Raw genomic sequence first — 507 nt, 5'->3', positions numbered from 1 at the left:
CGAGATCGCTGGCGGCCGCGAAGGGATCGTCAAAGGTGCCCAGGTCGGGATGGCAGGCGCGCAGATACATGGTGGTGATCAGCGTGGTGGCGCCCGCCGGGGTGACGAGGTCGAGGGCGGTGTAGCGGCCGTCACCGGACATGAAGGCTGGGCGCGCGGGGCTGCAGAACACCTGCACGGGCGACGGCTCGCCCCAGGCGAGGCCACCGGGCGGGGTGTCGGGATCGGCGGAGACCGCCTCGCGCAGGGTGACCAGGACCAGCTCGCCGGGGACAGTGGCGCTGCCCTGGCCCACGACCTGGCGGTCGATCTGGTCGTAATGGACGCATTCGCCCATCTGGCAGCGGGCCAGGTAGGGCTCGGCCTGGGCGATGGCGGCGGGCAGGGCGAGGGCGGCGGCGAGGATGAGGGGCTTCATGGGTGTCTCCACAGTCGGAAAGGGTCTTTGGAAGAAGGGGCGAGGTCAGTCGACGCAGCGGTCGGGCGTGTCGAGGCAGAGATCCAGGG

1 protein-coding gene is annotated in these 507 nt (G+C 71.0%); it reads right to left on the bottom strand.

The features are described from left to right. On the bottom strand, positions 1 to 418 hold a 418-nt coding region (locus tag ACTJI6_RS24250; RefSeq protein WP_440804353.1), incomplete at its 3' end, for a hypothetical protein. Positions 419 to 507 lie beyond the last annotated feature (89 nt).

This window comes from Paracoccus sp. 22332, assembly GCF_052045125.1.
GTDB lineage: Bacteria > Pseudomonadota > Alphaproteobacteria > Rhodobacterales > Rhodobacteraceae > Paracoccus > Paracoccus haematequi_A.
This window is presented reverse-complemented; position numbering and strand designations above follow the sequence as displayed.